General features: G+C 71.0%; 20 protein-coding genes. 10 read left to right on the forward strand and 10 right to left on the reverse strand.

Annotated features, from left to right (window positions below; genetic code table 11):
* Nucleotides 1-2 precede the first annotated feature (2 nt).
* The 3 genes from lhgO to QNA09_RS06625 form a co-directional block, all read right to left on the reverse strand.
* Entirely contained in the window at nucleotides 3-1,208 is a 1,206-nt protein-coding gene (lhgO, locus tag QNA09_RS06615) for an L-2-hydroxyglutarate oxidase (protein WP_010592349.1), read from the reverse strand.
* Between the two features lie 109 nt (nucleotides 1,209-1,317).
* Nucleotides 1,318-2,514, reverse strand: a complete 1,197-nt coding sequence (locus QNA09_RS06620) for an FAD-dependent monooxygenase (RefSeq protein ID WP_017681870.1) — start codon at nucleotides 2,512-2,514, stop codon at nucleotides 1,318-1,320.
* Between the two features lie 37 nt (nucleotides 2,515-2,551).
* The gene (locus QNA09_RS06625) at nucleotides 2,552-3,802 is read right to left on the reverse strand and encodes an aromatic acid/H+ symport family MFS transporter (RefSeq protein WP_248957498.1); all 1,251 of its coding nucleotides are present in this window, start codon (nucleotides 3,800-3,802) and stop codon (nucleotides 2,552-2,554) included.
* Between the two features lie 48 nt (nucleotides 3,803-3,850).
* Here QNA09_RS06625 and QNA09_RS06630 point away from each other — a divergent pair, with 48 nt between their 5' ends.
* From QNA09_RS06630 to QNA09_RS06645, 4 genes are all read left to right on the forward strand, one after another.
* Complete coding sequence (locus tag QNA09_RS06630) at nucleotides 3,851-4,693, forward strand: IclR family transcriptional regulator (protein ID WP_248957499.1); 843 nt, start codon at nucleotides 3,851-3,853, stop codon at nucleotides 4,691-4,693.
* A 124-nt stretch (nucleotides 4,694-4,817) separates the two neighbouring features.
* The gene (locus QNA09_RS06635; protein ID WP_010592345.1) at nucleotides 4,818-5,888 is read left to right on the forward strand and encodes a cupin domain-containing protein; all 1,071 of its coding nucleotides are present in this window, start codon (nucleotides 4,818-4,820) and stop codon (nucleotides 5,886-5,888) included.
* A 6-nt stretch (nucleotides 5,889-5,894) separates the two neighbouring features.
* Nucleotides 5,895-6,716: a fumarylacetoacetate hydrolase family protein gene (locus QNA09_RS06640; protein WP_010592344.1), complete on the forward strand. Its 822-nt coding sequence runs from the start codon at nucleotides 5,895-5,897 to the stop codon at nucleotides 6,714-6,716.
* Between the two features lie 10 nt (nucleotides 6,717-6,726).
* Nucleotides 6,727-7,443 (forward strand): maleylpyruvate isomerase family mycothiol-dependent enzyme, encoded by a 717-nt coding sequence (locus QNA09_RS06645; protein WP_283108483.1) that lies wholly within the window; start codon nucleotides 6,727-6,729, stop codon nucleotides 7,441-7,443.
* An 88-nt stretch (nucleotides 7,444-7,531) separates the two neighbouring features.
* Here QNA09_RS06645 and QNA09_RS06650 read toward each other — a convergent pair whose 3' ends face one another.
* On the reverse strand, nucleotides 7,532-7,888 hold the full coding sequence (locus QNA09_RS06650) for an excalibur calcium-binding domain-containing protein (RefSeq protein ID WP_010592342.1): 357 nt from the start codon (nucleotides 7,886-7,888) through the stop codon (nucleotides 7,532-7,534).
* A gap of 203 nt (nucleotides 7,889-8,091) precedes the next feature.
* Between QNA09_RS06650 and QNA09_RS06655 the strand changes: the two genes are divergently transcribed.
* Nucleotides 8,092-8,454, forward strand: coding sequence for a hypothetical protein (locus tag QNA09_RS06655; protein WP_040275664.1), 363 nt, complete (start codon nucleotides 8,092-8,094; stop codon nucleotides 8,452-8,454).
* A gap of 57 nt (nucleotides 8,455-8,511) precedes the next feature.
* Here QNA09_RS06655 and QNA09_RS06660 read toward each other — a convergent pair whose 3' ends face one another.
* The 3 genes from QNA09_RS06660 to QNA09_RS06670 are packed head-to-tail and all read right to left on the reverse strand — an operon-like array spanning nucleotide 8,512 to nucleotide 10,970.
* Nucleotides 8,512-9,177: a response regulator transcription factor gene (locus QNA09_RS06660; protein WP_017680492.1), complete on the reverse strand. Its 666-nt coding sequence runs from the start codon at nucleotides 9,175-9,177 to the stop codon at nucleotides 8,512-8,514.
* The gene (locus QNA09_RS06665) at nucleotides 9,174-10,649 is read right to left on the reverse strand and encodes a cell wall metabolism sensor histidine kinase WalK (RefSeq protein WP_248957501.1); all 1,476 of its coding nucleotides are present in this window, start codon (nucleotides 10,647-10,649) and stop codon (nucleotides 9,174-9,176) included. The genes QNA09_RS06660 and QNA09_RS06665 overlap by 4 nt, the downstream gene beginning before the upstream one ends.
* A 9-nt stretch (nucleotides 10,650-10,658) precedes the next feature.
* Nucleotides 10,659-10,970, reverse strand: coding sequence for a hypothetical protein (locus QNA09_RS06670; protein ID WP_248957502.1), 312 nt, complete (start codon nucleotides 10,968-10,970; stop codon nucleotides 10,659-10,661).
* 78 nt (nucleotides 10,971-11,048) lie between these two features.
* Between QNA09_RS06670 and QNA09_RS06675 the strand changes: the two genes are divergently transcribed.
* Complete coding sequence (locus tag QNA09_RS06675; protein WP_248957503.1) at nucleotides 11,049-11,825, forward strand: alpha/beta fold hydrolase; 777 nt, start codon at nucleotides 11,049-11,051, stop codon at nucleotides 11,823-11,825.
* A 96-nt stretch (nucleotides 11,826-11,921) separates the two neighbouring features.
* Here QNA09_RS06675 and QNA09_RS06680 read toward each other — a convergent pair whose 3' ends face one another.
* From QNA09_RS06680 to QNA09_RS06690, 3 genes are all read right to left on the reverse strand, one after another.
* A complete protein-coding gene (locus QNA09_RS06680) occupies nucleotides 11,922-13,787 on the reverse strand; it encodes a 3-oxoacyl-ACP synthase III family protein (RefSeq protein ID WP_010592337.1) in 1,866 nt (621 codons plus the stop codon).
* A gap of 50 nt (nucleotides 13,788-13,837) precedes the next feature.
* Nucleotides 13,838-14,671 (reverse strand): 3-oxoacyl-ACP reductase family protein, encoded by an 834-nt coding sequence (locus tag QNA09_RS06685; RefSeq protein ID WP_010592336.1) that lies wholly within the window; start codon nucleotides 14,669-14,671, stop codon nucleotides 13,838-13,840.
* An 889-nt stretch (nucleotides 14,672-15,560) separates the two neighbouring features.
* Complete coding sequence (locus QNA09_RS06690) at nucleotides 15,561-21,044, reverse strand: carboxyl transferase domain-containing protein (RefSeq protein ID WP_248957572.1); 5,484 nt, start codon at nucleotides 21,042-21,044, stop codon at nucleotides 15,561-15,563.
* Between the two features lie 808 nt (nucleotides 21,045-21,852).
* Here QNA09_RS06690 and QNA09_RS06695 point away from each other — a divergent pair.
* The 4 genes from QNA09_RS06695 to QNA09_RS06710 all read left to right on the forward strand — a co-directional run bounded on the left by QNA09_RS06695 (nucleotide 21,853) and on the right by QNA09_RS06710 (nucleotide 26,054).
* Nucleotides 21,853-22,305 (forward strand): GyrI-like domain-containing protein, encoded by a 453-nt coding sequence (locus QNA09_RS06695; protein WP_010592333.1) that lies wholly within the window; start codon nucleotides 21,853-21,855, stop codon nucleotides 22,303-22,305.
* A 53-nt stretch (nucleotides 22,306-22,358) separates the two neighbouring features.
* On the forward strand, nucleotides 22,359-24,206 hold the full coding sequence (locus tag QNA09_RS06700) for an acyl-CoA thioester hydrolase/BAAT C-terminal domain-containing protein (protein ID WP_248957504.1): 1,848 nt from the start codon (nucleotides 22,359-22,361) through the stop codon (nucleotides 24,204-24,206).
* 70 nt (nucleotides 24,207-24,276) lie between these two features.
* Nucleotides 24,277-25,455 carry a hypothetical protein gene (locus QNA09_RS06705; RefSeq protein ID WP_119699578.1) on the forward strand — a complete coding sequence of 393 codons (1,179 nt, stop codon included), beginning with the start codon at nucleotides 24,277-24,279 and terminating at the stop codon, nucleotides 25,453-25,455.
* A 131-nt stretch (nucleotides 25,456-25,586) separates the two neighbouring features.
* Nucleotides 25,587-26,054, forward strand: a complete 468-nt coding sequence (locus QNA09_RS06710; protein WP_010592330.1) for a hypothetical protein — start codon at nucleotides 25,587-25,589, stop codon at nucleotides 26,052-26,054.
* The last annotated feature ends 92 nt before the right edge of the window (nucleotides 26,055-26,146 follow it).

Raw genomic sequence — 26,146 nt, forward strand, 5'->3', positions numbered from 1 at the left:
CGTCAGGTCCGCAGGCCCGCCCGTTCGAGGGCCGCGTCCACGAGGTACTCGGCGATCGCCATCGACGACGTCGCGCCGGGGGAGGGCGCATTGCGCAGGTGCACCACCCGCCCGTGCCCGGTGATGACGAAGTCGTCGACGAGCGAGCCGTCGGCGTCCATTGCCTGCGCGCGGATCCCCCGCGGGCCCGGCAGCACGTCGGCGACGGTCAGTCCGGGCACGTACTTCGCGGCCTCGGCGACGAACCGCCGGATGCTGACCGCCGTGCGCAGCTCGCGCATCGCGGCCGGGACGTTGCGTGCGGCGAACCTGCGGAAGCCGGGGAAGAGCACGGCGTCGCGCAGGTCCCGCAGCGACCTCGACCGGCCGTCGTACGCTTCGCGTCCCGGCGCCAGGAATGCGTTGGGCCCCAGCATGATCGCCCCGTCGATCCGTTTGGTCAGGTGGACCCCGAGGAACGGGTACCGCGGATCGGGCACCGGATAGATCAGTCCGCGCACCCGCCCGGCCACGTCGGGCCGCAGCAGGTGGTAGTCGCCGAGGAACGGCACGATCGCGGGCGTCGCGGGGTCCCCGGCGTCGTGGGCGAGCCGGTCCGACTGCAGGCCCGCGCACGTGATCACCAGGTCGAAGCCGTCCGTGCCGGTGCCGGTGCCGACGAGCACCTCGTCGCCGCGGGGGCGGATCGCCGTGACGGGTGTGGCCAGGCGGACGGTGCCGCCCGACGCCGTGACGTCGTCGGCGAGGGCGGTGGTCACCGCGACGTAGTCGACGATCGCGGTGTGCGGGGAGTGCAGCGCGGCGATGCCGCGCGCGTGCGGCTCGATGTCGGTGATCTCCTCCGGCCCGATGCGGCGGATCCCGGGCACGCCGTTGGCGACGGCGCGTTCGTGGATGGCGTCGAGCCGGTCGAGCTCGCTCGCGTCGAGTGCGACGACGATCTTGCCGCACTCGTCGTACGGCAGGGCGCGGGCGGCGGTGAACTCGGCGAGCAGGTGCACCCCGCGCCGGCACAGGCGCGCCTTGAGGCTGCCGGGCGGGTAGTACAGCCCGGCGTGCACGACGCCGCTGTTGTGACCGGTCTGGTGCGCGGCGAGCCGGGGCTCCTTCTCGAACAGCGTGACGTCGGCGCCGTGCGTCGCCAGCTCGCGCGCGGTGGCGGCCCCGATGATCCCCCCACCCACGACGGCAGCCCGCAGTGACCCCATGCGCGCCAGCCTACGAGCCCGTGGCCGAATGTCACACCGGTTCGATTCAATCGAACCGGTGTGACATTCGGCCCGCGCATTCGGGCGATCGGACCGGCGACGGTGGGAGTCAGCGGTGGCGGTCGGAGCTGTAGCCCCAGAGCCAGTCGGTGTACTTGTAGCTCGACGTGTCGCGGGTGCGGAACAGCTCGTTGCGGGCCTCGCGGCCGGCGCCGTCGAGGTGCCACAGGTCGCCCCACATGCGGCCGGTGGTGAGGATGCGGTTGCAGCGCGGGGCGCGTTCGGCGTTGACGTCACGCAGGATCTGCGGCCAGTTGGCGTTGTCGCCCCGGTAGTCCTCGGCGGCGTAGTCGGCCAGGCACTTGGCGTCCTCGAGGGCCATCACGGCGCCGGAGGCGAGGTACTGCAACGGGGGATGGGCGGCATCGCCGAGCAGGATCATGCGGCCGTCGACCCAGTTGTCGATCGGGTCGCGGTCGAACATCGGCCACCACCGGTCGGTCCACAGGTACTTCAGCGCGGTCTGCACGCTCTCGTGGCAGTGGTCGTAGGCGTGCGCGAGTTCTTCGGGGCTGCCCCACTTCTCCTCGCCGCGCAGGAAGGCGGGCGACTGGAAGACGGCCACCTGGTTGAGCATCTCGCCCTGGCGCAGCGGGTACTGGATGAAGTGGCAGCGCGGGCCGATGTAACCGACGACGTCCTCGATCTCCTCCTCGAGGGGGACCTCGTCCATCGGGAACGTGCCGCGGAAGGCGACGTACCCGGAGCCGACCGGCTTGTCGTCGGACAGCTTCGGGCGCAGCCGCGAGTGCAGGCCGTCCATGCCGAGGGCGATGTCGCCGACGTGCTCCTCGCCGCTCTCGAGGATGACGCGGACCTTGTCGCCCTCGGTGACGACGTCGTGCACGGCGGCGTCGGTGCGCAGGTCGGCGCCGGCCCGGCGTGCGGCCTCGACGAGCACCGAGTGCAGATCGGAACGGTGCACGACGAAGTACACCCCGCCGTAGTGCTGCTGGTAGTCGTGGCCGAGGTCGACCTTGGTGAGGATCTCGGCGGTGACGGCGTCGCGGAAGACGAGGTTCTTCGGCAGGACCCCCTTGGAGATGACCTCGTCGTAGACGCCGAGCGCCTGGAGGATGCGGGAGCCGTGCGGGCCGATCTGCAGTCCGGCGCCCACCTCGCCGAATTCCGACGCGCGCTCGAACAGCGTGACCTCGGCACCCCGGAGGGCGAGGGCGAGGGCGTTGGCGACGCCGCCGATGCCGCCGCCGGCGACGAGAACCCGGGCGTCCTTCAGATCGGACATGACACTCCTTGTGATCGGTATCGGGATGAGGGGTGGATCAGTGGGCGAGGATCGGGCCGCGCGGCGCGTCGTTGCTGACGGGGAATCGCTTCCACACGACGGTCAGCAGCAGCGAGGCGATCAGTGCGCTCACGGCGAAGAGGATGAAGTTGGAGTTCGCGCCCAGCCCGGCGGCGAGCAGCCAGCCGCCGATCTGCGGGGCCGCGACGGCGCCGATCCGGCCGACACCCAGAGCCCAGCCGAGCGCGGTGCCGCGCAGGTGGTCGGGGTAGTAGGAGGCCACCGCCGCGATGATCAGGCACTGCGTTCCGTGGGTGCCGACGCCGGCGAGCACGAAGATCGCGTACACGATCGCGGTGGGCGGGGAGAGCAGCAGGGCGAGCAGCGCGACACCGGCGACGAACGCGGCGACGATGCTCGTGGGCACGGTGCCGAACCGCACGCCGCCCCACGCGGTGATGAACGAGCCGGCCACCGCGCCGAGGTTCAGCGCGAGCGCGAAGGTCAGGGCGCTGCCGAGGTCGGTGCCGGTGTTCTGCATGAGCTTCGGCAGCCAGGTGCCCAGGCCGTACCAGGCGAGCAGCGTCACCACGGTGACGAGAGCGAACATGACGCTGATGGTCCGGAACCGCGACCCGAGCAGCTCGCGGAAGCCGCCGCCGGTGGGGGCGTCCGTCTTGGAATGCGTGTCGGGCAGGTACTTCAGCGCCAACGGCACCAGGACGAACAGGGGCACGAGGGCGAACAGGAACATCGGGCGCCAGCCCCAGTGGGGAATGACGGGGATGCCGAGCAGGGCCGCGACGGACCCGCCGATCGGCACGCCCGACATCATCATCGTCGCGACGGCCGCACGCCATCGCGGCGGGACCAGTTCGGCGGCCAGCGCGTTCGACGTGGGGACCAGGCCGCCGAGGCCCAGGCCGGCGATCAGCCGCATCGCCCCGAACATGATGGGGCCGGTGGCGACGGCGCAGAGCGTGGTGAACACCGACAGCACCACGACGCAGCCGATGACGGCCTGCTTGCGGCCGATCGCGTCGGACAGGCGCCCGGCGAGCACCGCGCCGATCATCATGCCGAGGAAGGCGAGGCTGCCGAGGGTGCCGGCGGTCGCGGCGCTGATGCCCCACTCGTCCTGGAGGCTCGAGATGACGTTGCCGTAGACGATGAGGTCGTAGCCGTCGAAGACGACGAACAGCCAGCAGACGATCACGGCGAGCGCTGTCCCGCGATGCAGGACGATCGTGCGGTCGCCGGTGGCGACGGCGTCGGGGGAACTGTGCATGCTTCTACCGTGATGCGCCCCACTCCGCCGCTGCAATAAAGTTCTGTTGTGCAGAAAAAACCGCCGGCGCCGAAGAGGGCGTCCAAGACCATCACCCGGCCGTCGTACGCGCTCGAGTCGGTGGACAACGCGCTGCGGCTGCTGCAGATGCTCCGCGACGTCGGCGCGCTGCGGCTCAAGGACGCCGCGGAGGAACTCGGGACGGCGCCGTCGACGGCCCACCGTCTGCTCTCGATGCTGGTCTACCGCGGGTTCGCCGTGCAGGACGAGAAGCGCCGCTACCATCCCGGGCCGGCGATGGGGGTGGGGCCCGCACAGCAGGGCTGGACGCGCGAGCTCGCCGACCTCAGCAGGCCGCACATGGAGGCGCTGGCGATCCTGACCGGCGAGACGATCAACCTCGTCGTCCGGGTGGGGTCGCAGGCCCGGTTCCTCTACTCCGCGGAATCCGAGTCGATGCTGCGGGTCGGCGACCGGCAGGGCCAGGTGCTTCCCGCGGAGCTCACCGCCGGTGGTCGAATCCTGTTGGCGGAGTTGCCGAGACAGACGCTGGAGCAGCTCTACCTGCGACCGCCCGAGGAGCCGCACGTCGATCCGCGCCCGACGGTGGGCTACGGGGTGGACCGCCGGCTCGCCCCCGGCGAGTTCGAGGTGTTCCTCACCGAGCTCGAGGCGGCCCGCAAGGTGGGGTTCGCCGTCAACGTCGAGCAGACGGAGGAGGGGGTCGCCGCGTTCGGCGTCGCCGTCCGCAACGGGCACGGGCGGGCGATCGCGGCGCTCACGGCGGCGGTGCCGATCACGCGCTACCGCCAGCACCTCGACGGCTCTCTCGTCTCCCGGATGCGGACCGCGATCCGGGGGATCGAGGTCGAGGTAGCGCACATCGAGTGACGCGGGGCGATGCGGCACGGATCGGGCCTCGGATTCCGTATAGCAGAATTGCATGGGCGGCGCGGGACCGGGCGACCTACGTTGAGAGCAACGCCGCAGGTGTCCCGCTTCACGAGGAGAGGTCATGACCGCAACCGAGAACACCGATCCCGAGCTGCAGCAGCTCTACACGGACTTCGAGGCCGAGCACCTCAACCCGCTGTGGACCCAGCTCGGCGACCTGATGCCGATGGTGCCGACGTCGAAGGCCGTGCCGTTCGTGTGGAAGTGGTCGACCCTGTACCCGCTCGCTCAGCGGGCCGGTGACCTCGTCCCTGTGGGCCGCGGCGGTGAGCGGCGTGCCATCGCCCTGGCCAACCCCGGACTCGGCGGCGTCCCCTACGTCACCCCCACGCTGTGGGCGGCGATCCAGTACCTCGGACCCAAGGAGACCGCGCCCGAGCACCGGCACTCGCAGAACGCCTTCCGGTTCGTCGTCGAGGGTGAAGGCGTGTGGACCGTGGTCAACGGCGATCCGGTGGCCATGTGCCGCGGCGACTTCCTGCTCACCCCCGGCTGGAACTTCCACGGGCACCACAACGAGACCGACCACCCGATGGCGTGGATCGACGGCCTCGACATCCCGTTCGTCAACTACACCGACACCGGGTTCTTCGAGTTCGGATCCGACGGCGTGACCGACGAGTCCACCCCCGACGTCTCCCGGTCCGAGCGGCTGTGGGTGCACCCGGGCCTGCGCCCGCTGGTCGGTCTCGACGCCAAGGCCAGCTCGCCGATCGCGTGCTACCGCTGGAAGTACACCGACGCCGCGCTGAACGAGCAGCTCGCCCTCGAGGACGAGGGCTACGCCGCCACCCCCGAACCGGGCCATGCCGCGATCCGGTACACCAACCCGACCACCGGCGGCGACGTCATGCCCACCATCCGCGCCGAGTTCCACCGGCTGCGGGCCGGCGCCCACACCCGCACCCGGCGCGACGTCGGCTCGACCGTGTTCCAGGTCTTCGAGGGCGAAGGCCGGTTCCACCTCGGCGGCACCGACCACGACGTCACCAAGGGCGACATGATCGTCGTGCCGTCCTGGGTGGAATGGTCGCTCGAGACCGACGGCGGCGTCGACCTGTTCGCCTTCTCCGACGCCCCCATCGTCGAACGCCTGCACTTCAACCGCACCTACATCTCCGAAGGAGCCTGACCCGACATGCGACTCGCCACCCTCCGCCTCGACGGCACCACCGCCGCCGTGCGCGTCGATTCCGACACCACCGCCACCGTCGTCGACGGCTACGCCGACCTGTCCGCACTGCTGGCCGACCCGACCTGGAAGACCGTCGCCGAGCAGGCCGCCGGCCGCACCGTCGACCTGACGGACGCCGACTACGCGCCGGTCGTGCCCAACCCCGGCAAGATCGTCTGCGTCGGCCTGAACTACGCCACCCACATCAAGGAGATGGGCCGCGACCTGCCCGAGTATCCGACGCTGTTCTCGAAGTTCAAGGAGGCCCTCACCGGCCCCTACGACGACGTGATCGTCCCCGAGTACGCCGCCGGTCAGCTCGACTGGGAGGCCGAGCTGGCCGTCGTGATCGGCAAGCAGGCGTACCAGGTGTCCGAGGCCGACGCCGAGCAGTACATCGCCGGCTACTCGGTGATCAACGACTACACGATGCGCGACTACCAGTACCGCACGCTGCAGTGGGACCAGGGCAAGACCTTCGAGAAGACCAGCGGCTTCGGTCCGTTCCTGAGCACCGACTACACCCTCGGCAGCCGCATCGAGACCCGGCTCGAGGGTGAGGTCATGCAGTCGGCCACCACCGACGACCTGGTGTTCACCCCGGCCAAGCTGGTGGACTACATCTCCCACATCGTCACCCTGCAGCCCGGCGACGTCATCATCACCGGCACCACCGGCGGGGTGGGGCACGCCCGCAAGCCCGCCCGCTACATCGGCGACGGGGAGACGGTCGAGGTCAGCATCGAGGGCCTCGGTACGGTGCGCAACAAGACCGTCGTCAAGTAGGAGCATGCCTGTGGGGTTCAACGATCTCGACCTGTCCGAGCGGCTGCTGATCGCCCGGCGCGGCACCGCGTACTTCTCCCAGCGGCTCGCCGAACTCACCGACGACGAGCTGGACACCCCGACCGCGCTCGAGGGATGGACCCGCAAGCACCTCGTCGCGCACGTCGGCTACAACGCCGCGGCGTTGTGCCGGCTCATGGACTGGGCGGCCACGGGCGTCGAGACACCCATGTACGCCTCCACCGAGCAGCGCGCCCAGGAGATCGCCGAAGGCGCCACCCTGAACGCCGCGGCGCTGCAAAACCTGTTCGCCCACACCGTGGCCCGGCTCGACGAGAAGTGGCGGCACCTGCCGGAATCGGCGTGGCAGGCACAGGTCCGCACCGCACAGGGCCGGATGGTGCCGGCCGAGGAGACCGCGTGGATGCGCACCCGCGAGGTGTGGATCCACGCGGTGGACCTGGGCAACGGCGCGCGCTTCGGCGACTTCCCGCCCGTCGTCCTCGACTCGCTGCTCGACGACGTCGTGGGCATGTGGCGCAGGAAGGACCTCGGGGCCGGTCTCGTGCTCGAGGTGGAGGGGCGCGCCCCGATCGCGGTCCGCGACGATGCCGCCACGACCGCGAAGGTGAGCGGCCCGCTCGCCGCCGTCGTGCGCTGGGCCGCCGGGCGCGGCGCCGTCGGACTCACCGCCGGCGCCGACGAACAACCGCCGCGCTGGCTCTGACCACCGCGCCGGCTCCGACCACCGCATATTGCAACGGGGGCCTGCGACCGGCGACGGTCGCAGGCCCCCGTTGTCGTGGAGGGCGGTCCTAGCGGGGATCGACCTCGCACGCGACGCCGTCGTCGTCGCGGTCCAGCTTCGGCGCATAGCCGGGCTCGTCCCGGTACAGCGGTGCCACGCCCGCGTTCCACGCCTCCGTGCAGTTCTTGTAGCCGGCGCTCGGCGCAGGGGCCGGGGCCGCCTGGGGCGCCGGGGCGGGGGCGGGAGCCGGCGGCGCGGCCTGGGGTGCCGGGGCGGGTGCCGGCGGCGCGGGCTGCGGAAACAGGAAGTCCGCGGAGCCGGTGGGCAGCAGGTCTGCGAGCGAGAAGGCGTTCGCGGTGGCCGGCGCGGCGACGACGAGGGCAGCGCACCCGGCCGCGGTGGCGACGAGTCGACGAATCTTCATGCGTGTCTCTTTCTCTCGGGACGACGCACGGACCGGGGGATCCGTGCGGTCGATCGATTGTCCGTGCGGCGCCTCGCAGCACAGCACCCACCCCCCGGTTTTCGATCATGAGAACTCCCTCATGCCGGTCTCCCCGAGGTTTCACGCGCGGGATCGAGAGTGGGTGTTGCGCAACAGGGCGCACCACCGACAGGAGGTTGGTCATGGAGTTCGGCAGGAAGTGGATCGCGGTAGGCGCTCTCGCCGCGGCGGCGACCCTCGGTGCCGCGGGGGTCGCGACGGCAGACGATTCCGACGACACCCCTCGCGTCCCGGCGACGTCGGCGCCCCAGCCCGGTGCCGCCGCGGTCGTCGTCCCGCCGGGGGACGGGTGGCCCGCGATCGACGTGACCACCTGCGAGGGGTGGTTCGACGACTGGGACGACGCGTACCCCGACTACGTCGAGGAGCACTTCGAGGCGTGGGACGACCGCTGTGACGACCTCGACGACGACGGCAACGACCGGGACGACGACCGAGACGACGACGGCAACGACGATTGGGACGACGACCGGGACGACGACTGAGTCATCGACGGCGCGGGGGCGCGGCCGCGTGCCGACGCCTCCCGCGCCGCCGGCAGGTCAGGGGTGCGCGAGCAGTCGATAGCCCATCCCGCGCACCGTCTCGATACGTCCGGCGCCGATCTTGGCCCGCAGGTACCGCACGTAGACGTCGACCACGTTGGAGCCGGGGTCGAAGTCGTACCCCCACACCTGCGAGAGCAGCTGTTCCCGGCTCAGCACCTGTCCCGGGTGCCGCAGGAACGCCTCCGCGAGAGCGAACTCGCGGGCCGAGAGGTCGACCGTGCGCCCGTCGACCCCGACCTGGCGGGTCCGCAGGTCCAGGCTCAGGTCCCCGTTGCGCAGCACCGTCGTTTCTGCGCCGCGATCGGGGTTGAGCCGCAATCGGATCCGGGCCACGAGTTCCTCGAACTTGAACGGCTTCGGCATGTAGTCGTCGGCGCCGCCCTCGAGGCCCGCCACCACGTCCTGCACGCTGTCGCGGGCGGTCAGCACGATCACGGGGAGGGTCGAGCCGTCGCGTCGCAGCAGGGCCAGCACCGCGAAGCCGTCCATCTGCGGCAGCCCGATGTCGAGCACCATCAGGTCGTGGTCGCCGCTGCGTGCCCGCCCGTACGCCGTGACCCCGTCGGCGACGACCTCGGTGCTGAATCCGTTGGCGCGCAGTCCCTTCTCGATGAAGGACGCGATGCGCTGCTCGTCCTCGGCGATCAGGATCCTGCTCATGGGTACTCTCCTGCGGCGTCCGGCCCGGTGGCGACGGGCTCGACGGGAACGGTGACGGTGAACGTGGAGCCCTGGCCGGGCACGCTGCCGACGGTGACCCGGCCGCCGTGCGCGACGGCGATGGCACGCACGATGGACAGGCCGAGTCCGGCGCCCTCGGAGCGGACGCTGCCCGAGTCGCCCCGCGCGAACCGATCGAAGATCACGGCCTGATCTGCCGGGTCGATTCCGGATCCGGTGTCGGACACCCAGAAGCGGAGCTCGCGGTCGGAGAACTGTGTTCCGAGGCCGATGCGGTCGCCCGGCCCGGTGTGATGACTTGCGTTGTCCGCCAATGCGAGCACGGCCTGCGTGATGCGTTGCGCGTCCAGTTCGACGGACACCGGCGACGACGTCTCGAGCCGCCAGTCCCGGTCGGCGAGACGACGTGCCTTGTCGAAGATCTCCGCCGTCAACTCCGCGACGTCGACCCGGTGCGGCCGGACGAATGCCGGCTGTTCCGCCCGCGCGAGCAGCAACAGGTCCGACACGATCCGGTTCATGCGTTCGAGCTCGTCGTCCACCAGGGCGACGGTCTGGCGCACGTCCTCGGCGTCCTGGGCATCCATGACCTCGAGGTGTCCGCGCACGATCGTGATGGGCGTGCGCAGTTCGTGACCCGCGTCGTCGAGGAAGCGACGCTGTGCCGCGACTCCCGTTTCGACCCGGTCGAGCATCGCATTGAGAGTCGTTGTCAGAGCGGAAATCTCGTCCCCTGGACCCGGTGGTTCCGGAATGCGGCCGGACAGGTCGGTGTCGGTGATGGATTGGGCGGTGGCCGTGATGTTGCGGACCGGGGCGAGGATCCGCCCGGCGAGCAGCCAGGCGGCGCCGGCCGCGGCCAGGGCGGTCAGGGCACCGCCGAGCACCATGAGCCGGGCGGTGTCCGCTGCGCTCTCGCGTTCCTGGTCGGCGAAGTACGCGGCGACGACGACTCCGCGGGCGGGGTCGCCGTCGAGCCCGACCGGCACGGCGAGGTACAGGACCTCGCCCGCACCGCTCTCGTAGGAGCCCTCCTGGGGCGCGGTGACCGATCCGGCGACCGCGGTGAATCCGGCGTCCTCGGCGAGCCGGATCGGTGCCTGCTCCCGGCTCTGGAACCGGAACTGCCCGTCGACGTAGCCGAGGAACTTCTCGTTGGGGCGCGCGAGGTTGTAGGTGATGACCACCCGGAGTACGTCGGCGACGTTCGCGAAGGGCGCACCGGTGGCGGGGTCCACGCCCGATTCGGTCAGCGCGGTGAACTCGGCGATCTCGGTGCGCAGCGAGTCGAGCATGCGCTGGTCGATGGAGCGGATCATCAGTAGCCACGTCAGGCCGCTGACGACGGCCAGTGCGCACAGCACCAGCAGCAGGACCCATCCGGTGATGCGGGTACGTGCGCTGCGGAATCGAGGTCGCCGGATGCTCGGCAGCGACCGGCCCGGACTCACGTGGCGATCCTACCCGTCCCGATCGTCGAGGTCGTCGTCCCAGTCGTCGTCGAGGTCGTCCTGATCGTCGTCCCGATGGTCGTCGTCCCGGTCGTCGGCGGGCGGGGGCGGGACCAGCCCACCGGGCACGGTGGGGGCAGAACCGCGGGACTGCTCGGCCGGCGCGGAGGGGCTGGGAGCCGGCGCGACGACGGCGGGCGCGACGATGGGGGAGCGGGGCATCGGCTCCGACGGCGGGGACGGCCGCAACGTCAGCCAGGCGAGCAGACCGACGCCCACGGCGGCGGCGACGGCGATCGCGGCGGTCCACACTGTTCGCATGACTCCACGGTGCGGCCGCGGCGTGACGCGCGAATGAGAGAGGGATGAGAAGATTCTCATCCGGAAGGGGTGGATCCCATGACCGAGGTGTGCAGGGTCGCGTTCGACGACGTCGACCTCGAAGTGCTCGTCGACGGAACCGGACCGGCCGTGGTGTTGCTGCCGTCGCTCGGCCGTGACACGTACGAGTTCGCACCGATCGCCCGGGACCTTGCCGAGGCCGGGTTCCGTGCGATCCGGCCCCAGCCGCGCGGCGTGGGCACGAGTCGCGGTCCGCTCGACGACCTCGACCTGCACGACCTCGCCCGCGACGTCGCCGAGGTGATCGAGCGGCTGGGTGCGGGCCCGGCCGTCCTCGCCGGGCACGCCTTCGGCCACTACGTCGCGCGGGTCCTCGCGGCGGATCGACCCGATTTGGTGCGTGGGGTCGCGATTCTCGCCGCGGGTGCCCGTCGATTTCCGGATTCGCTCACCGAGCGCGTCGCCAAGTGCTCCGACCTGTCGCTGCCGGATTCCGAACGGCTCGAGCACCTGCGGGCGGTGTTCTTCGCGGACGGGCACGACCCGTCGGTCTGGCTCGACGACTGGTGGCCGGAGGCGATCGTCGCGCAGCGCCGCGCGATGGCCGCCACCGACAAGGAATCCTGGTGGCCGGTCGCGCCGTCGCCGCTGCTGGACGTGCAGGCCGGCGACGACGTGTTCCGTCCGGCGTCGACGCGGGCGGAGCTCACGGACGAGTTCGGCGCCGACCGGGTCACCGTCGTGCTGGTTCCCGGTGCGGGACATGCCCTGATCCCGGAGGTTCCGCACGAGGTCGCGAGCGCGATCGTCGACTGGGTCCGCACGTTGCCGTAGCAGAGCGCCGGCAGAACACAGCCGCGCGGCCCCCAGTCGTCCGCTGCTGCGATCGCAGTGGCGGACGACTGGGGGCCGAGCGGGTAGCCGGGCCGGCTACTGTGCGATCGCCACGACCGCCGGGTCGATCCGCATCACCGAGTAGCCGGCGACGGCACCGGCACCGAAGCCGGGTGCGAAGATCCGGACGGGCTCGGTGATGACGCCGTCGCGGACCGCGTCGTGGATTGCGAGCGGGATGCTCGCCGACGACGCGTTGCCGACCTGCTCGATGTTGAAGTACAGCCGGTCCGCCGCGAGTCCGGCCTTCGCCGCCAGGTCGATGATCATCGTCTTGTTCGCCTGGTGCGGGACGACCAGATCGATGTCGTCGAGCAGCGACTCGCTCTCGTCGAGGCCGGGCAGGGCGCGGACCTCGTCGAGCATCTGCGTGAGGTAGCGGCCCGCGAGGCTCTTGACCTCCGGCCCGTACACCGTGATCGCGTTGTCGAAGTCCGGGTTGGGCCAGATGATCGAGTTGACCTCGCTGGTGGGTCCACTCGCGTAGGTCTGCAGGTACTCGATGTCGGGTTCGGCACCCTCGGGGGCGACGCCGACGACGAGCGCGGCCGCACCGTCACCGAAGATCATCCGGGACGGACGGACACTGCCGATCTTGTCGGAGAACTTCTCCACGCAGACCACGAGGACGGGACGACGGATATGCTGCAGGATCCGGGTCGCCTCGGCCAGCCCGTACGGCAGTCCCGCGCACGCCGCGACCAGGTCGAACGACGCGTGCGTCTGGGCGATACCCAGTTCGCCGGACAGGTACGTCGCGAGCGAGGGGATGAGCCGGTCGCTGGTGCAGGTGCACACCAGCACCGCCCCGATGTCGGCCGGGCCGACCTGTGCCTTCTCGACGGCCGCGCGGGCCGCCTGCAGGGCGAGCTCGGAGAACGAGCCCGACGTGTAGCGGCGCTGCTCGATCCCGGTCTTGGCGGTCACCTCGTCGGCGGTCATGGCCGACCAGTTGTACGCCGAGTTGCGGATCAGGTCCTCGTTGGTGCACACCACGTCACCGTGCGCGACGGCGAGCGCCTCGATGCGCGGCTGCACCGCGAAGTCGCGGCGCACGTCGATCGTCGGGTACGGCGTGGCCGGCGGGACGGGCTCGACGGCGGCGCGCTGGGGCGCCGGCGCAGTCCGGCCCGAGGTGACCCGCGAGATGAACCGCTGCACGTGCCGGTCGCGGGGGTGGAACACCACGACGTAGTCGTCGTCGCGGAGCTGCCCCACCTCGACGAGTTCGACCTGCTTGCGGTCCCAGGGCTGCTGGTTGTGCAGCACCATCGACCAGCGCCGCAGCGCCTCGAGCGCGGGGACGTCCTCGTGGCAGTCGAGGATCTCGTCGTAGCTGTAGACCCGGAAGTTCGGGTCGTAGCTGCCGAGGCGCAGCGTCATGTTCTTCGGGTCGGCGGTGAGCTGCGCGACGGTCGGCTTGACCGTCGGCAGGGCGCCCGCGACGTGCTTGCGGGCGGCGAAGACGTCGAAGACGGTCTCGAAGATGCAGTCCTCGGCGGCGTCGTCCCAGCCGGCGGGCAGCTGCCGGAAGGCGGCTTCGACCTCGGCGACCTTGCTCTCCTGATCGGGCCAGGGCGTGAGGACCGGCATGTACAGGTCGTCGCGGGTGCGCGGCACGTCGGCCCATCGGGTCGGCCGCTTGTCGAACATGGTGAGCGCGAAACGGTTGGCCCAGTACGCATTCAGTGCGACATCACGCAGGAGTTCGACCTTGTTGCGGTAGTCGCCCCGCGTGTGGCGGGCGAGGATCTCCGAGGCCGTCGGCGCCTTGGTGTCGAAGTCGCGGCGGATCACGGAGTCGAGCTGCTCGACGTCGGTGACGGTCGAGAAGTCGATGTCGGGAAAGAAATTGGACGGGAAGACGATTCGCCCGTGGCGGTTCGTTTCGAAGGGCTGCATGTGCCGGGCCGTTCAGTCGTGGGTGAGTTCGTGGAGCCGGGACGGCCGGGTCACATGTCCAGTCCGCCGTTGACGCCCCACACCTGACCGGTGATGTAGGACGAGGCGTCGGCGGCGAGGAAGTGCACGACGCGGGCGATCTCCTCGGGATCGGCGAGGCGGTTGACCGGAATGGTGCTCTTGATGCGGTCGAGGACCTTCTCCGGGATGGACTCGACCATCTCGGTCGCGACGAAGCCCGGGGTGACGGCGTTGACGGTGACGCCGATGCTGTCCGGGGTGAGCTTGCCGGAGCGGGCCAGCGCGAACGCGGCCTCCTTGGCGAGGGTCTTGGTCAGGCCGAACATGCCGGCCTTGGACGCCGCGTAGTTGGCCTGGCCGATGTTGCCGGTCTCGCCGATGACCGAGGAGATGTTGACGATGCGTCCCGTGCCGCGCTCGAGCATGTGCCGCAGCGCCGCCTGGGCCAGGAAGAACGTGCCGGAGAGGTTGGTGGCGATGACGTTGTTCCAGTCGTCGTCCTCCATCTTCAGCACCGTGCGGTCGATGGTGATGCCGGCGTTGTTGATCAGGATGTCCAGACGGCCGTGCCGCTGGATGACCTCGTCGATGGTGCGACGGCAGTCGTCGGCGTTCGCGACGTCGCCCTTGTGCACGCTGTACTCGACGCCGTCCTGGCCGTGAGCCTGGATGCCCGCGAGGAACTGGTCGGCCTGGGCGGTGTTGCGGCCGTACCCGGCAGCCACCGTGGCGCCCTGGGCGGCGAGGCTGCGGCTGATGGCCGCGCCGATGCCGCGCGTTCCACCGGTCACGAATGCGACCCGGCCCCGCAGCTTGGTGCCGGCGGCGGTGGTGCGGGACGACGGTTCGATGGTGCTGGTCATGTCGGTTCTCCCTCGAATGCGGCGAGCTCGACGGATGCCGTCGAGTACAGATGTGTCGGACCGGTGATACCGGTGTCCCGAGCGTCGGTGCCCGGAATCCGGCCGGCGTGGCTGCTACCGCGCGATGCTGATGTGAGCGCCCCTGCACGCTCCGCGATATTCGCCCCGGCCAACCGAATTCACGTAGATGCTCCGCTCGTTCTCCCCTGTCGACACCAATGATGCAGCATTGCGCCCGGTGTGTCATGTCCGACGGCAAATATCTTGTGCAGGGCCATGACTTACGCTAACGACATTGAATACTGTTGTTCGGCAAGGAGTTACGGTCGAATCTCGGCCGTTGTTCACCTACCGGCCGACTGCATGTCCGTTCCGGGACCTTTGCCACAAAACGCAACGGCCGGAGGGTGGTTCGAAATGGCGCGCGATGCTACCCGGCGGTCAGGACTACGTCGTACATGCAGCCGGTTTGTCGGAGACTCGATGTGATCGAGTTCGAATCGACTGTATGACAACAGCATTCGATAGGGAGCGCCCACGGAGCGGTCCGGCAGCGACCGTGCTCGCTCGGTAGCACCGAGTGCCAACAGGGTGCATGTAGCGGCATCGACCGGGGTCGTGCGCGGTGAAATCCGGTACCCATACCCCCACTTCCTCAAACCTGTGAGCTTGCTCACCATCCAACGATTTTCGGGCCTGGGCCACCCCGATCCGGGGGTGGTGGGCACGAGCGGACCGACTCGACCGGATGTCCCCAGGGCGTCGGACAGCCGCCCCGGGCGGGGGAGGTACCGGGGACGGCCGGCAGAGGCCGTGACGGGCTCCTCGGGGCACGAGAAAGGGCCCCGCACCGGCAATCGGTGCGAGGCCCTTTCGGGGGTCGTGCTGCTTACTGCGCGAGCACCTTCGCCATGCCCCGCTCGACGGCGGCGACGATCTCCGGCCGCAGGCCCGCCGCGGGGATGATCGAATGCACGGAGCCGACCTGCTGGGCGCGCTGGATGTTGTGGATGGCCTCGAACTCCGCAGCCACCTCACCGAGCTTCTCCGACCGCACCGCGGTGCGCTGCGTCGCCAGCTCGACCCGCAGGCGGGCCTTCTCGCCGTCCTCGGCCGCAGCGAGCTGCGCCTCGAGCTCGGTGATCCGCGGATCGGCCGCGGTGCGCGCATTGACGTCGCGGGTGAAGACCACCGCCGCTGCGGGGGCGCCGCCGAGGACGGAGGCGAACGAGCCCTCCACCGCGAGCACCTCCATGTTCTCGTTCAACGCACCGGAGAACACCACGAAGGCACCACCGTGGTAGCGGGAGACCACGACGAAGACGATCGGGCCGTCGAAATTGACGATCGCCCGGCCGATCTCGGCGCCGTTCTCGAGCTGCAGGTTGCGCAGCGACTCGGGGGAGCCGTCGAACCCGGACAGGTTCGCCAGCACCACCACGGGCCGGTTGCCGCTCGCCGCGTTGATCGCCCGCGCGGTCTTCTTCGACGACTTCGGGAACAGCGTGCCCGAGGTCCACTGGTCCGGTCCGTCGGTGGGGAACCAGCCCTTGCGGGAGATCGCGCGGGACTCGATGCCGATCACCGTCACCGCGTTGCCACCGAGGTGCGCGTCGAACACCACCGACGTGTCGGCGTCGGCCATGTCCGCCCACCGCTCGAGCACCGGGTGGTCCTGGTCGACCACCGCGCGCATCACCGTGCGGATGTCGAACGGCTTCTTGCGGTCCGGGTTGGTCTCCGCGGAGAAGATGTCGCCCACCGTCGTGAAGTCGCTCGACGGATGCACGTGCGGGTACACCCGCACGTCGCGGTCGACCGGGTCGACGGTCTCGGCCTTCCGGGGGAACCGCTCGCCCGGGGCGAGGTAGGCGTGCTCGTAGTGCCCGAAGAGCACCTCGACCGCCGCCGACAGGTTCGGTGCCCAGTACTGCGCCTGACCGTTGGGGCCCATGACGCGGTCGTAGCCGCCGATACCGAAGTTGTCCTCGGCCGAGACACCACCGGAGTAGTCGAGGGACTGCTTGCCGGTCAGCACCATCGCGCTGTCCGGGGTCATCACCAGGATGCCCTTGGTGTGCATGAGCATCGTCGCCTCGGCGTTCCAGTACGGCTGGGCGCCGACGTTGATGCCCGTGACCACGACGTTGATCTCGCCGCCGCCCTGGGTGAAGGTGATGATGCGGCGCAGGGCCCGCGACACCCAGTCCATGTTCTCGGTGCCGGACTCCATCGAGATCGTGGCGCCGGAGGACAGCGCGAACCACTCGACGGGCGCGCCGAGCTGCTCGGCGAGGTCGATCGCGGCGACGACCCGCGCGCACTCGGCCTCCGCGACGGTGCCGAGCGCCTTCGTCGGATCACCGAACAACGCCACCCGGGTCATGCCCTCCGGGTACCGCGGCGTCGGGGTGGTGACCAGTCCGACGACGAGTCCGGCCTTGTTCCGGCCGTACGGGCGCTGCACCGGCACCACGGCACCGGACTCGTCGAGGTCGTACTCGACGAAGCTGCCGTTCCTGCCGGTGAGCAGCGGGATCAGCTCGTACGGGTACACGGTGCCGCGGGCGCGCGAGCGCTGCACCTTCTGGGTGTACTCGTCGAGCGGCTGCAGCGGCTCCTTCGGCGGATCGGTCACGCGCACCACCACGCCGGCGCCGGAGCGGTACGAGAACCGCAGGGCCACCTCGCGGGGCTCGGCGTCCGCGGTCTCCCGCCACCAGCCGATGACGGTGATCTCCTCGAGGCCGGCGCCGACGGTGAGCGGGGCCGCCCCACGGCTGACCCGCTTGAGGTCGTCGATGCTCAGGTCCACCTCGGGCCACACGAACAGCACCACGCGGTTCGCGTCGAGGCGGCGCTTGCCGCGCCCGGCCTGCGACCGGCGGATGGCGTCGAGGCAGCTCGACAGGGCCCGCTCGAACGCGGGCAGCCCCACGATCGTGCCGGTCTCGTCGCGCTGCGGGGTCAGGTCCCGCACCTCGGCGAGCGCGATGAGCCGCTCGTCGGACGGGTTCTCGTTCGCCGCAATGTGATACAGGTACGAGTCCGGGTTTGCCGGCAGGCGGGTGCCGACGAAGTTCTTCAGCCGCCACAGGTCCAGACGCTGACCGGTGAGCGGGTGCATGTCGCGGATGTTGGTTTCCTCCGCGTACCCGGTCTCGAACGGGCGGAACGTGAAGACGTGCTCCTCGGCGCGGTCGGTGTGGCACACCGTCACCGTGACCCGGCGGGCGGAGGCGGTGATCGCACGCTCGGACAGCACCGTGTGCAGCGCCGCGGCCTGCGCGTCGGCGTCGGCGGGCGCGTCGTCCCACGCGAGATACAGGTCGATCACCAGGTTCTCGGTGCCGGGCAGGGTGCGCGCCGACTCCTCGACGACGTCCAGCGCCGCCCCGAGCTCGGCGTGCCGGGCCTCGGTGGAGATCAGGTACAGGCGGGTGCCGCGCAGATCGAAGTTGCCTGTGACGAACTGCCGGCCCCCGCGCACGTCGGACTGCACCTGCTCGAGCGTGCGGATCTTGTAGGCGCGACGGGTGATGACCTCGAGCAGCGGCCCCGGCACGGTCTCCGGCCGGGCGATCTGCTGCGCGAGCAGGTCGATCAGCGGCTCGGGCGTGGCCACGAGGGCCTCGACCCGCTGCGCGTAGTCGGCGGCGCCGGGGTTGTCGGCGAGGTGGGCGAGGCTGCCGCGCACCCCGTCGTACACCTGCTCGCGGACCTTGCGGATCACCGGCTCCTCGAAGAGGCGGTAACGCAGGTTGCGGGCCGCGTCGCCGATGACGGGGAAGCGCACCTGGGTGGCGACGATGAGCCGGTCGAGGACCTCGTTGAGTTCCTGCGAGATGCCCGCCGGTCCCTCGGTCTCCGCGAGCCAGCGCTCGAGCAGCGCCGAGACCACCGGAACCTGCGTCTCGATGCGCTGCTGCGCGAGGAACAGCCGGTAGACGGCCTCCTCGAGCTCGGGGGTGCGGTCCAGCTCGGTGACGTCGTAGTGCCGCAGCGCCTGCGCCAGCCGGGCCCGGAAGCTCTCGGGCAGGCCGCCGACCTCGACGTCGAGGGACTGTAGGTAGCCGTGGAAGTGCTCGCGGGGGCTGTGCACCCGCTCGTCACCGGTCTCCTCGTCCTGCGTCGGGCGGTTGCGCGAGAGCTCGCACACGTCGGCGAACGTGGTGAGCAGGGCCAGCTCGGCGCGCACCAGGTCGCAGTTCTCGGTGGTCTCGCCGCGCAGCCGGTCGTACTCGGCGAGCAGCGTCGCGGTGCGCTTGCCGGAGACGTCGTAGCCGGTGACGAGCGCTTCGAGGGCGTCGAGCCGGGCCAGCGCGTCGGCCGCGGCGTCGCCGGTGACGACAGCGGCGGGCGCGGGGAACTGCACGCGCTCGACGGTCTCGGTGACGGCCTCCTCGGCGATCTGGTCCACCCGCAGGAGCGGCGTGCCCGCGTCGACCTGCGAGTTGACCACGGCGAGGACCTCGCGGACGCGGCCGGCGAACGGCGCGCGCACCGCGGTCTCCATCTTCATGGACTCGAGCACCACCAGGGTCTGGCCTGCCTCGACCTCGTCGCCGGGCGCGACCGGCACGGCGACGACGACGGCGGGGGCGGGGGTGCGCACGACGCCGGCCTCGTCCTGGCTGATCTGGTGGCTGATGCCGTCGACCTCGACGAGGTAGCCGGTGGCGCCGGCGATCGAGACGACGTGGTGGCGGCGGCCGGCCAGGACGAGCCGGGACTCGAACTGTCCGAGCCGGTCGACGTCCACCTCGAGTTCGCCATTGCCGGCGTCGACGCGGTAGCGGTGCGGGCCGACCTGTCCGACGAGCAGCTCGTACGCCTGGCCCTGGTAGCTCAGCTCGACCTTGCGGCCGACGGAGTGCCGGGCGCGGGGGCGGCCACCGCGGGCGGAGGTGAGGAACGCGGCGCGCTCGTGGGTCTCCTCGGCGTCGTAGACGTCGACGGCGGTGGCGATCAGCGCGATGTCGGCCACCCGGGACGGCCCGGTGGCGGTGCCGGCGCCGGTGCGGTCGAGCCAGCCGGTGTCGGCCGAGGCGGAGATCACCTCGTCGCGGTCGAGCAGGTCGAGCAGGAACGACTTGGTGGTGGTGCCGCCCTCGAGGACGACGGTGGTCTCGCGCAGCGCGGTGCGCAGGCGGGCCAGGGCCTCGTCGCGGTCGCGGCCCCACGCGATGATCTTGGCGACCATCGAGTCGTAGTCCGGCGGGATGACGTCGCCCTGGGCGATGCCGGTGTCGACGCGCAGGCCGGACCCGAGCGGGAACTTGAGCAGCTGCACGGAGCCGGGGGCGGGGGCGAAGCCGTTGTCGGCGTCCTCGGCGTTGAGCCGGGCCTCGACGGCGTGGCCGAACTCGGGCGGGCAGTCGCCGGGCAGCGTCTCCCCGGAGGCCACGAGGATCTGCAGCTTGACCAGGTCGATGCCGGTGGTGGCCTCGGTGATGGGGTGTTCGACCTGCAGGCGGGTGTTGACCTCGAGGAAGGTGAAGATCTTCAGGTCGGGCTGGTAGAGGTACTCGACGGTGCCGGCGCCGCAGTAGCCGGCGGCGCGCACGAGGTCGGCGGAGACCGAGCGCAGGTGGTCGGCCTGCTCCTTGGTCAGCAGCGGCGACGCCGACTCCTCGATGACCTTCTGGTTCTTGCGCTGGATGGAGCAGTCGCGCACGCCCGGCGCCCAGACGTTGCCGTGGGCGTCGGCGATGACCTGGACCTCGACGTGGCGGGCGTCGGTGACGAGACGCTCGATGAACACCACGGGGTCGCCGAACGAGCGCTCGGCCTCGCCCTGGGTGCGCTCGAGGGCGAGCTCGAGCTCGTCCTCGGAGTACACCTTGCGGATGCCGCGGCCGCCGCCGCCGGAGCGGGCCTTGATGATCAGCGGGTAGCCGATGGCCTGCGCGTGCCGGCGGGCGTCGGCGCGGGTCTCGACCGGTCCACCCGACCACGGGGCGACCGGCACGCCGACCTTCTCGGCGAGCAGCTTGGCCTCGACCTTGTCGCCGAGCAGGCGCATGGCCTCGGCCGACGGGCCGATGAAGGTGATGTTCAGGCGGGCGCAGACCTCGGCGAAGGCGGGATCTTCGGCGACGAAGCCCCAGCCGACCCACACGGCGTCGGCCTCGGCCTCGAGGAGGGCGCGCTCGAGTTCGGCATGGTCGAGGTAGGGGGTGGCGGCCGTGGTGGACGGCCGCAGGGTGACGTCCTCGTCGGCCTGGCGGACGAACATCGCCCGCCGCTCGGCCTCGGTGTGCAGGGCGATCGTCTTGATGTCGTAGTCGTGCTCGGAGTTGAGCTCCCGGACTGCTCTGATGAGACGTACTGCCGCCTCACCTCGGTTGACCACCGCGATCCGTTTGAACATACTCGTTGCCACCGTTCTCCAGGTTTGTGCGCGCTCGTGCGACGCTCGTCGAAGCTTCTCGCCAGTGAGTGAAGAAAGTTAACCGATGCCGAGGCCCACGTCACGGGTTGATAACGCGAGCAAGAACATGTATCGGTCGGCTCCTCGTGTCGGCGTATGCGTGCGGACGTGTGCGCCGACTGTCCCGGCGGGTGCCTGGGAGTCGGCGGACAGGCGGTCGGCCTCGTCCCGCGGACCGTCGTCGTCGACGGCCGAGTGCCCCCCGGTGGGGACGATCCTTCCGCTAACAGCATGAAGGAAACATGAGGGTTTGTCACGTTTTAGGGCCTCGGGGTCCGGGTTCGGTGGCTCTCGTCGGATATACCGGTGAAAGATGTTGGCGGAAGCTGTTTTCCGATCCCGGAATGTGGCGCGGACTCGGTTCGATTCGGCCGCGCTCACGAATACCGTCGGGTAACACCGGGCAGTAACATTCGGCCCGTTGATTTTTCGGGCACGGTGCCGCCGGGCCCGCGAACACCCCCGCCTACGCCAATTGTCCAGTATCGGACCGGCATCCACCCCTCGAAAAGGTCGAAACGGACACGCGCCGGCGGATGCCGGGTCTCTCGCCTCCGCGCTCCGGCGGCGCGAGCGGGCGGAAAACCGCTGTGACGATTGTCACGGCCGCCCGGGGTGCTCGCGGGTGCCCGGGGTGCCCGCGGGTGCGGCCGAATGTCACACCGGTTCGATCACATCGACGCGATGTCACATCGGGCCCACCGGCGCATCGCCTATCGTGACTCCAGGCTTCGACAGGGGAGGATGAATGCCCGAGATCGTGCACGCCCCGGCCAGGCACCTGGCCGCCGTGGAATTCCACACCGACTTGGCCCACATCGGTGAACACATCGGCGAGGCGTACGGCGCCGTCGAGCGGTACCTGGCGGGCGCGGGCACGCCGCCGTCCGGCCCGGCCTTCGCCTACTACCGCAACTTCACCGAGGACGGCTTCGACGGCGCCGCCGGCTTCGAGGTCGCCGACCCCGTCGACGGCGACGGCCACGTGGTCCCGGTCGACCTGCCCGCCGGTGACGTCGCGACCGAGACCCACCTCGGTCCCTACGACACGCTCGAGCACACCTACGAGGCCCTCGCCGCCTGGGCCGCCCGGGAGGGCCACGATCTCGACCTGAGCACCGCGTGGGAGGAGTACTGGAGCCCGCCGGGCACTCCCGCGGAGGAGATCCGCACGGTGATCTACGTACCCGTGAAGACCTGAGGCGTATCGCGGAAGAGCTCCCACGCGTCCCGGCGGCGGGAGACAATCCGCGAATGTCCCTCGTCGTCGGATTCGCGCCGTGGATCCTGTACTGGATCCTCGTCGGCAACACCGGGTTCGTCACCGCCGTGGCTGCAGCCCTCGTCCTCGCCGCCGCCGGCCCGCTCGTGCAGCGCATGCGCGGAAAGCCGTGGCGCTCCCTCGACGTCGGCACCGTCGTGGTCTTCGCGCTGCTGCTCGTCGCCGCACTCACCCTCGACGACGCCGTCCTCGAACGCTGGCTGCAACCGATCGGCAACCTCGGACTGCTGCTCGTCGTCCTCGGCGGCATCCTCGCCGGACGGCCCTTCGTACGCGAATACGCTGTCGAGACAGTCGATCCCGCGACCGCGGCCGCCGGCGGATTCCGGTACGTCACCACCGCGATGACGTGGATGTGGGCCGCCGCCTTCGCCGTGATGACCGTGTCCTCGCTGATCCCACCGATCGTCGACGGAGACGCCACCGTCCGCGACGAGACCGACGCGCTGTCCGTCGTCGGCTACTGGGTCGTCCCGTTCGTCGTCCTGGGCGCGGCCGGGCTGGTCTCGGCCCTGTTCCCCAAATGGTTCGACACGAACTCCGCGCTCGCCGCCACCGCGAACCCGCACCCCGAACCCGAATCCCCGGCCGCACCACCGCCGGACCTCGACTCCGCCCGCGTCCACCTCGTCGCACCGCGGCAGTCCCGGCACGACGAACCGTTCCGGCTCACCGTCGCCGGATCGCGGCCCGACGCGACGATCACCGTCACCGCGGAGGGCACCGACATGTTCGGCGCCCGCTGGCGGTCCTGCCGCACCTACGACGGCAGTGTCGACGTCGTCGACGAACCGTTGTGGGACATGCGGTTCGGCGAACCCGACCGCGTGCCCGACCTGTTCGTCCCCCCGCCCGGCCGGTGGCCGGTCACGCTCACCGTCACCGACGGCCCCCACACCGCGCGACGCACGGTGATCCGCGCCGACGCCGCGCCGGGGGTGACCGTCGAGGACCTCGACATCGACGGCCGCCCCGGCCTGCTGGCCCGCCCGGACGGCCCGACGCCGCCCCGCGGGTGGCCGGCGGTGCTGTGCGTCGGCGGCTCCGAGGGCGGCGTCGACTCCCAGCGCGCCACCATCGCCGTCCTCGCCTCGCACGGCCACGTCGCCCTCGCCTACTCGTGGCTCGACGAGAACTCCGAGGTCGCCGACGTGCCGCTCGAGCGTTTCACCGGCGCGCTGCGCCACCTCGCCGGCCGCCCCGAGATCGGCAGCATCGCCGCCGTGGGCATCTCCCGGGGAGCCGAGGGGCTCCTCGCCGCCGTCGCCGCCGACGGCACGCCGCTGCGGGCGCTGGTGCTGATCAGTCCCAGCTCCGTCGCGTGGCAGGGGCTCGGCCCGGACGGTGAGATCCCGGACACCCCCTCGTGGACCCTCGGTGGCGAGGCCCAGCCCTGGGCGCCGCTGCCGAGCTCCGCGCTGATGCCGCAGATGATCCGCAACGCCTGGCGGGCCGGCCGCGACGTCGCCCGGCACCGGCCGTCGCTGCTGCGCCTGGCCGACGCCTACCGCGCGGGACTGCGCGACGCACCCGGCCCCGCCCACCTGCGGGCCGAGAAGGTCGACGCCCCGATCCTGTGCATCACCGGCACCGACGACCAGCTGTGGCCGTCCACCGACATGGCGGGCGCACTGCTCGCCCGCCGCGGCGACGGCCGCGACCGGCACCTGTCCGTCGACGACGCCGGCCACCTCATCCGTCTCGGCATGTTCCCCGGCGACGCCCAGTGGACCGGCGGCATCGCCTTCGGCGGCACCCCGGCCGGGCAGGGCCGGGCCCAGCGCGCCGCCGTCGACGCCGTCGCCGAATTCCTCGCCTGACCGGCGCCCCCGCCGCGGCACCGGGATTTCTGGAACAGTGGAGAGGTCCGGACGCCACGAGGAGGTCCCGATGTCCGACGCCCCACAGTTCCCGGTCGGGTTCGAACCGGCCGAGCAGCGCCGCGAGCGGATGGCCGCGCAGGTGCGCCGCTGGTGCGAGCAGCACCGGCTCGACGGCCGGCACGCCCCGCTGTCGGACGCCGCCGCCCTGTGCCTGGCCGCCGGCCGTCTCGACGACGAGACCCGCGACATCCTGGCCCGGCGCCGCCGGATCGGGCGCGGGCTGCCGACCCTCGGCGGTTTCGGTGCGTTGCGGCACCTCACGGACGAGCACGCCCGTCTCACGGTGCGGGCCGCCGACCTGCGCCCCGGCGCCGCCCGGCTGGTGTTCGAGTACCGGGCGGGGGAACTGGCCAAGCGGCTGCGCAACGCCCACTACACGCTCACCGTCTCCGGCCGGCACTACGCGCAGGGCGTGCGGGCCGTGCGGCGGGAACGACGCGACGGTGTGCACCTCGACCCGCACCAGCGCGACGCCCTGTTCGCGGCGCTGCAGCACACGCCCGCGCCCGTCCCCGAGAAGATGGCCGATCAGGTGCGCGGTGCGGTGCTCGGCGTGGCCGTCGACCGCGTGACGCGCTGGTCGGACGGCACCGCGGCGGCCGCCGCGGGACGTCGCGCCGCCGACGCCCTCGGCCGGCAGGTGCCCGACGACGACGACCACTTCGTCGACCGGTACGACACCCTGCTGTTCCTCGCCGGCACCCTCTACGACCGCATCGAAGGTTCCACCGCGTGGCGGTCCGAGCACCTCGCGGTGCAGCGGTCCCAGCTCGATCTCGCCGACGAGCTGACCCAGATCGCCGTCGACACCGTCACGCTGCGCGGCCTGCTCGCCGAACTCGCCGACGCCCGCCGCGCGGCCCCGTCCGCTCGTGCGGCCGTCGACGCGCGCATCGCCGCCCTCGAACCGGTGTGGGATCAGCTCCTGGACCGGGTGGCGGCCCTGGCACGCATCGGCGAGCTGCTCACCGTCGCCGAGATGCAGTTGCGCACCGCCGAGGTCGAGGCCCGCACCGCCAGCCTCGACGAGCGGATCGACTCCCTCATCGGCCGCTCGGGAGCGCGGGAACTCTCGGCCGACAACACCCACTTCGTCGGCGATCAGTTCGGGATCGCCGCGGAGCTGATGGGCTCGCTCCGGTCGGAGCTGCACGGCGACATCGCGGAGCTCACCGCGCGGGAGTAGAACCGCCGGATTGTCAGCGGTCACAGACCTTCTCGTCGACGGTTCCGACGTGGCCCGACGCCCCTGCTCCGCGAGCGCCCGGTGCTGTAGCTTTCACGCGTTCTGGAGCGAAGCGACTGGGGGGTGACCGGGTGCTGCACACGATGCCGATGGCGAAGGGCCTGGTGACGGCGGTGCTGCCGGCTGCCGTGCTCGTGCTCGCCGGATGCGGCGGATCGGGTGACACGGTCCGGGTGCAGGACGACCCGATCCTCGAAGCGGAGTTCGACACGGTGTTGCTCAGCGGTGAGCCCCGCTCCCTGTCCTCCGTCGCCGAGGGGGCCGGGCTGCCGCCGGGGTCGTGGGACCGCATGTACCGCTTCTCGATGCCCCTGCTGATGAGCTCGATCAACCGGGACCTCGGCCTGACCGGCACCGTGTGGGAAAACCTCCCGCAGACCACGGGTCAGGGTCTGATCGTCTTCATGTCCGACGGCGCCGTCGTGCGCGCCACCGTCGACCGCGCGCCCGTCGTCGAGGTCGACGGGTACGGCACCCCCGAGGCCCTGGTCGAGGCGAACCCGGGCACCGACCGGCTCGCGATCGTCGCCGGCCACTGATCCGCCCCGGTGGGACCTCCACCCGCCCGATTCGAGGCCCAATGGCCATTTTCCGACGGCGCTGCGGGTGAGACGCTGGACCCGGCACCCAC

It is taken from the genome of Rhodococcus sp. AH-ZY2 (assembly GCF_030916465.1).
Classification (GTDB): Bacteria; Actinomycetota; Actinomycetes; order Mycobacteriales; family Mycobacteriaceae; genus Rhodococcus; species Rhodococcus ruber.

Excerpts from the sequence above, each read along its gene's own strand:
- lhgO (WP_010592349.1), bottom strand. The coding sequence starts at position 1,208 with ATGGGGTCACTGCGGGCTGCCGTCGTGGGTGGGGGGATCATCGGGGCC.
- QNA09_RS06620 (WP_017681870.1), bottom strand. The coding sequence starts at position 2,514 with ATGTCCGATCTGAAGGACGCCCGGGTTCTCGTCGCCGGCGGCGGCATC.
- QNA09_RS06625 (WP_248957498.1), bottom strand. The coding sequence starts at position 3,802 with ATGCACAGTTCCCCCGACGCCGTCGCCACCGGCGACCGCACGATCGTC.
- QNA09_RS06635 (WP_010592345.1), top strand. The coding sequence starts at position 4,818 with ATGACCGCAACCGAGAACACCGATCCCGAGCTGCAGCAGCTCTACACG.
- QNA09_RS06640 (WP_010592344.1), top strand. The coding sequence starts at position 5,895 with ATGCGACTCGCCACCCTCCGCCTCGACGGCACCACCGCCGCCGTGCGC.
- QNA09_RS06650 (WP_010592342.1), bottom strand. The coding sequence starts at position 7,888 with ATGAAGATTCGTCGACTCGTCGCCACCGCGGCCGGGTGCGCTGCCCTC.
- QNA09_RS06655 (WP_040275664.1), top strand. The coding sequence starts at position 8,092 with ATGGAGTTCGGCAGGAAGTGGATCGCGGTAGGCGCTCTCGCCGCGGCG.
- QNA09_RS06660 (WP_017680492.1), bottom strand. The coding sequence starts at position 9,177 with ATGAGCAGGATCCTGATCGCCGAGGACGAGCAGCGCATCGCGTCCTTC.
- QNA09_RS06670 (WP_248957502.1), bottom strand. The coding sequence starts at position 10,970 with ATGCGAACAGTGTGGACCGCCGCGATCGCCGTCGCCGCCGCCGTGGGC.
- QNA09_RS06675 (WP_248957503.1), top strand. The coding sequence starts at position 11,049 with ATGACCGAGGTGTGCAGGGTCGCGTTCGACGACGTCGACCTCGAAGTG.
- QNA09_RS06680 (WP_010592337.1), bottom strand. The coding sequence starts at position 13,787 with ATGCAGCCCTTCGAAACGAACCGCCACGGGCGAATCGTCTTCCCGTCC.
- QNA09_RS06685 (WP_010592336.1), bottom strand. The coding sequence starts at position 14,671 with ATGACCAGCACCATCGAACCGTCGTCCCGCACCACCGCCGCCGGCACC.
- QNA09_RS06690 (WP_248957572.1), bottom strand. The coding sequence starts at position 21,044 with ATGTTCAAACGGATCGCGGTGGTCAACCGAGGTGAGGCGGCAGTACGT.
- QNA09_RS06695 (WP_010592333.1), top strand. The coding sequence starts at position 21,853 with ATGCCCGAGATCGTGCACGCCCCGGCCAGGCACCTGGCCGCCGTGGAA.
- QNA09_RS06700 (WP_248957504.1), top strand. The coding sequence starts at position 22,359 with ATGTCCCTCGTCGTCGGATTCGCGCCGTGGATCCTGTACTGGATCCTC.
- QNA09_RS06705 (WP_119699578.1), top strand. The coding sequence starts at position 24,277 with ATGTCCGACGCCCCACAGTTCCCGGTCGGGTTCGAACCGGCCGAGCAG.